The sequence below is a fragment of the Leptolyngbya sp. FACHB-711 genome (genome assembly GCF_014695615.1).
In the GTDB taxonomy this organism is placed as follows: Bacteria; Cyanobacteriota; Cyanobacteriia; order Elainellales; family Elainellaceae; genus Leptolyngbya_A.
Window position 1 is genome coordinate 1 of record NZ_JACJOR010000519.1, and the last position, 4,367, is coordinate 4,367.

Annotated in this window: 5 protein-coding genes and 1 pseudogene; 1 reads left to right on the top strand and 5 read right to left on the bottom strand. The window is 52.5% G+C overall.

Annotation, left to right across the window (positions count from 1 at the left end; all coding sequences use genetic code 11):
- Positions 1-133: 133 nt before the first annotated feature.
- The 5 genes from H6F80_RS30485 to pedR all read right to left on the bottom strand — a co-directional run bounded on the left by H6F80_RS30485 (position 134) and on the right by pedR (position 2,897).
- Complete coding sequence (locus H6F80_RS30485) at positions 134-262, bottom strand: hypothetical protein (RefSeq protein WP_277879269.1); 129 nt, start codon at positions 260-262, stop codon at positions 134-136.
- 97 nt (positions 263-359) lie between these two features.
- On the bottom strand, positions 360-560 hold the full coding sequence (locus H6F80_RS25355) for a hypothetical protein (protein WP_190794290.1): 201 nt from the start codon (positions 558-560) through the stop codon (positions 360-362).
- A 175-nt stretch (positions 561-735) separates the two neighbouring features.
- On the bottom strand, positions 736-2,022 hold the full coding sequence (gene hisS, locus H6F80_RS25360) for a histidine--tRNA ligase (protein ID WP_190794291.1): 1,287 nt from the start codon (positions 2,020-2,022) through the stop codon (positions 736-738).
- A gap of 125 nt (positions 2,023-2,147) precedes the next feature.
- Positions 2,148-2,420, bottom strand: coding sequence for a hypothetical protein (locus tag H6F80_RS25365; protein WP_190794292.1), 273 nt, complete (start codon positions 2,418-2,420; stop codon positions 2,148-2,150).
- Positions 2,421-2,570: 150 nt separating this feature from the next.
- Positions 2,571-2,897 (bottom strand): photosynthetic electron transport-dependent transcriptional regulator PedR, encoded by a 327-nt coding sequence (gene pedR, locus H6F80_RS25370; protein ID WP_190794293.1) that lies wholly within the window; start codon positions 2,895-2,897, stop codon positions 2,571-2,573.
- 246 nt (positions 2,898-3,143) lie between these two features.
- Between pedR and H6F80_RS25375 the strand changes: the two are divergent.
- Positions 3,144-4,367: pseudogene (locus H6F80_RS25375) on the top strand (SH3 domain-containing protein); the annotation flags it as partial.

Here is a 4,367-nt window from a genome sequence, read left to right on the forward strand (position 1 = left end):
ATCGAGGCCTGCTCCTGCTTGAGAAAAAGAAGCTTTTGGGGAATGGGAGATCAGAAAAACTAATCTATTTCTTCGGAAAGACTCATTAAATCGTGTGACTCCAAGCCCATTTTCACGGTCTCGATCAAGTTGTTTACTGTCCAATAACCTCTGAGGCAGTAAAGACGGCCTGAGGCGACAAAGCCAGCCAGGCGAGAAACAGGCGGAAATCAAAAAAGCCTACAGCTCGATCGAGTGCAGGCAAAAAACTTATTCGGATCATAAGGTTGCAACTGTGAAATGGCAGTTGTGAGCGCGACCGTCAGGTTAAAACGGACCAGTTAAGACAGGCCCAGTAAAACAAACTCGGCCAAGCCAGATTAGCGCATTGCCAGTGCAGGCTCGAGCTGTCCCGCTGGTTGCGAAACATTCTGAACGATTTGACGACGCTGTTTCAATGCCTGAAGATGCTGCAAGAGTGCTTCTGTTTCTGCCTCAAGATGCATTAACTCAACTTGATGAGTTGCCTGGTAAGGCAGTTTCCGATTGGGCGATGGCTGGAATGAAGATGATGCAGCCATTCTTTGAGCCGATTCAGCGGTAACACCAGAATTAGAAGAAATTATGCTGTTCATTAACTTGGACTAGTAATTATTACTCATTCACACCACAGGGGTATTCTATCTTAAACCTGATTCCAGATTGTAATCAGTGGGTAAATTGACCGGAATCAAGATGTGTCGGTTCCCGAACTGGCTAGGCCCTAGCTTGAGCAATCCGCTCCCGAAACTCATCTGCCTTTGTAGAGAGATCGGCTTGAGTAATTTTTTCCTGCTGACCCAAAGCCAGCCATTTAAGCTGCACTGTTTGACTATCTGCTTCTGCATCACCCAGAACGAGACAGGCAGTTGCGCCGCTCCGATCGGCACGTTTCAGCTGTTTGCCAAACGCACTGCCACTTAAGTCCAGCTCTACTGAAAAGCCCTGATGCCGCAGCATCTGCGCAAGCTGGGTTGCCTGAGCTTCTGCCCGATCGCCCCTTGATACTAAATAAAAATCCAGCGGAGTTGCCGGAGCTGCCTCAGTCGCCTGTCGCAGCAGAATGATGAGCCGTTCTAAGCCGATCGCCCAGCCGACTGCCGGAGTTTGGGGTCCACCCAGCTCTTTCACCAGCCCGTCGTAGCGACCGCCGCCGCAGACTGTATTTTGCGCCCCCAGTCCCGTGTCGGCAATGATTTCAAATGCCATGTGGGTGTAGTAGTCTAAACCGCGCACTAGGCAGTGATTCAGCCGATAGGCGATGCCCAAATCCGTTAGCTGCTGCTGCACCTGTTCAAATCGCTGCTGGGAGTCTGGCGAAAAGTGATCCCAGATTTTAGGCGCGTCCTGGACAATTTGCTTTGTTTTGGGGTCTTTGCTGTCGAGGATTCTGAGGGGATTTCGCTCCAGGCGGTTTTGGGAATCGGTATCCAGGTCTGCCCGATAGGGCATGAGATAGTTGATGAGTGCTTCGCGATACTGGCGGCGATCGTCTGGATCTCCGACCGAGTTCAAATCCAGGCGCAGGTTGTCTAAACCCAGGGTTTTGAGAATATCAATTGCCAGCGCAATCACTTCCACATCGGCACGGGGATCAGCACTGCCGATTGATTCGATCCCAAGCTGGTGAAACTGTCGCTGCCGTCCTTCCTGGGGCTGCTCGTAGCGAAACATGGGTCCGGTGTACCAGAGCCGCTGAGTTTCTCCCTGGGCATAGAGGCTACGCTGGATGTATGCCCGCACGGCTCCAGCAGTGCCTTCAGGGCGCAGCGTGATCGATCGATCGCCTTTATCAAGGAAGGTGTACATTTCCTTGCCGACCACGTCGGTGGCTTCCCCGATTCCGCGCTCAAACAAATCGGTCTGCTCAAAGATAGGGGTGCGAATTTCTCGATAGGCGGCGCGGCTAAGAATTGTCCGGGCAACGGACTCAACCCACTGCCAGTAGCCCACCTCATCGGGCAGGATGTCGCGTGTTCCCTTAATGGCTTGAATTCCGCTCATGGATCAGATCTAGAGAGTGAAAAAGGCGATTACCGCGCAGGGGAAACTGTTTTGCATCGCTTTTGCATCAATTCCCAAGCAATAAATCTTAGCTCAACTCGTGCGGCAGGTGATCGCCCCACCCTCTAGGAATTCAGCCGTTCCCACCCTCCAAAGCGATCGGCATAGTAGCGCAGAATTTGCTCGACGCGCTGCTGAGCAGTTGTATTTGCGGCTGAGGTGTAGCGGAGCCAGAGTCCGCCGACCTGACTTTCTTGATAGCTGAACTGTTGAGAAGTTTGCGGCAGCAAGTCTGCTTCAACCCCATCAACCTGTCTCAGGTGGGCAGCAACTTCGCAGTAGACTGCAAGCGGTAACTGGGGACAAACCAGTCGAACAGGAGTTAAAGAGGCATTCATTCAAGCAGTTTCGGTGAGGGGGCATGGGTTTGTGCAGGTATTACCCATTCTTTCACAGGTTTCTGACACTGTGTTTTCTAAGATACAGATTTCTGGGATACAAACTTTCGGGATACGAAAGGTTTTCAGAAAGCGAAAAGATGGAGTCGGTTAGAGCAAATCTTCGGTAGCCATTATTTCTTCTTCAGGCATCTCTGTGGCAGGCGGGAGCGCGTCTCTGGCGATCGGTAGCGTACAGCAGTTAACTTCGTCAATGCAGACTTTGCCCCACTGCAATGCCCAGCGCACCAGTGCCACTCGATTTCCGGTTGCGGTCTTGGTCAGGATGTTGCTGATATGGTTGTCTACGGTGCGTTTGCTAATGTCAAGCTTTGCAGCGATTTCCTGGTTAGTTAAACCAGCCGCGACCAGCTCAACGATTTGGAGTTCCCGCTCGGAAAGGCTTCCAGCATTTTGCGTCTCGCCGCTCATTGTCATAACCAGTGCTCGCTTAACTGCAATGTGTATATGTACTTAGTCTAACTGTCTTCATTGTAGGCATTTATTCTGAGATCGCCGCATTGTTATTAGAGATTCTTTAGCTCGATGTTGGGCTGACTGAGCCTTTGACGGTTTGGGCTGCAACTGGGAACGGCTTCTGCGGGATAAGCGTCCTGAGTTCGATAGGATAAGGGATGATTTTGAAGTCAGGTTTTGTTTCTCGTTTTTCGCATGAGCAACCGCATGAGCAATTTCCGCCGCTTGATCGGTGTTGGAGCTATTGGATTTGGGATAGCGATCGGCATGACATTTCTTGTAGATAGTGCTAGAGCAGAACAGCCCGCCAGTGCAGAACAGCCGCTTTCGGTGGTCTATCCACCTGACCAGCACGAAACCACTTCCGATCGCATCTTTCTTATCGGCACGGCTCCGGCAAGCGAGACGGTTATGGTCAACGGACAAACAATCGATCGCAGTGCGGCAGGACATTTTGCGCCCAGCTTTCCGCTTCAGATAGGAGAGAATGTTTTCACGCTCCAGGCTAGCTCCCAAACGCTGACCTTGCGTGTCATTCGCACGTCTGGCCAGCCGCCTGCTCCTGTGGGAACTGCTTTTGCAGAAGGGTCGCTCTCCCCTGCGGAAAATATTGCTCGCCTGCCTAATGAGCCGATTTGCTTTAGTGCGATCGCGCCTGCGAATGCGACTGTTTCGGTGACGCTAAAGGATCGATCGCTCCCGCTGTTGCCTCAGCCCAATGCGGTTAGTTTGCCGCCCAATGCTGCCGTTCTGACGCTGCAAAACCAGCCGACTTCATCGAATGCAATGTCAGAGGCGATCGCCTATGAGGGCTGCACCACGTTTCCGTCTGAACTTCAGCCGAGGTTAAGCGATGGGAATGCGATTCAAAGCGGTTTTATGCTCGCGCCTGCGCGTGGAACTGAGGATTTGGGCTTTCCCACTTTTCGCCTCAGCTTGAACGGGCAAACCGTAACTCAACAAGGCAGCGGCAAAGTGGAACTGCTCTCGCCGAATCAGCTTCAAGTGGTGGAAGTGACTGCTGATCCGGGAGCCGCCCGCACCGGACCTAGCACTGACTATTCGCGCCTGACTCCCCTCCCGAAAGGAACCAGAGCCTCCGTTACCGCCCGCACTGGAGAATGGCTGCGGTTAGACTACGGAGCCTGGATTCGCGCTTCCGAAACTCAAGTAATTGCCAACGCGATGCCGCCCCAAAGCCTGATTCGCAGCATTCGATCGCGTGAAGCCGGAGACTGGACAGAAGTGCTGTTTCCCCTCCAGGTTGCCGTGCCCTTGAGCGTACAAGAGGACGATCGCACCTTCACCTTGAACCTGTACAACACTACTGCCCAGACCGACACGATCTATATGGACAATGATCCCGTGATTCGGCGAATGGATTGGCAACAGCCCAGCCCCAATCAGGTGCAATACGTTTTTCATCTGAAG

Coding starts and splice junctions, on each gene's coding strand:
- H6F80_RS30485 (WP_277879269.1), bottom strand. CDS start 262: ATGATCCGAATAAGTTTTTTGCCTGCACTCGATCGAGCTGTAGGCTTT.
- H6F80_RS25355 (WP_190794290.1), bottom strand. CDS start 560: ATGGCTGCATCATCTTCATTCCAGCCATCGCCCAATCGGAAACTGCCT.
- hisS (WP_190794291.1), bottom strand. CDS start 2,022: ATGAGCGGAATTCAAGCCATTAAGGGAACACGCGACATCCTGCCCGAT.
- H6F80_RS25365 (WP_190794292.1), bottom strand. CDS start 2,420: ATGAATGCCTCTTTAACTCCTGTTCGACTGGTTTGTCCCCAGTTACCG.
- pedR (WP_190794293.1), bottom strand. CDS start 2,897: ATGACAATGAGCGGCGAGACGCAAAATGCTGGAAGCCTTTCCGAGCGG.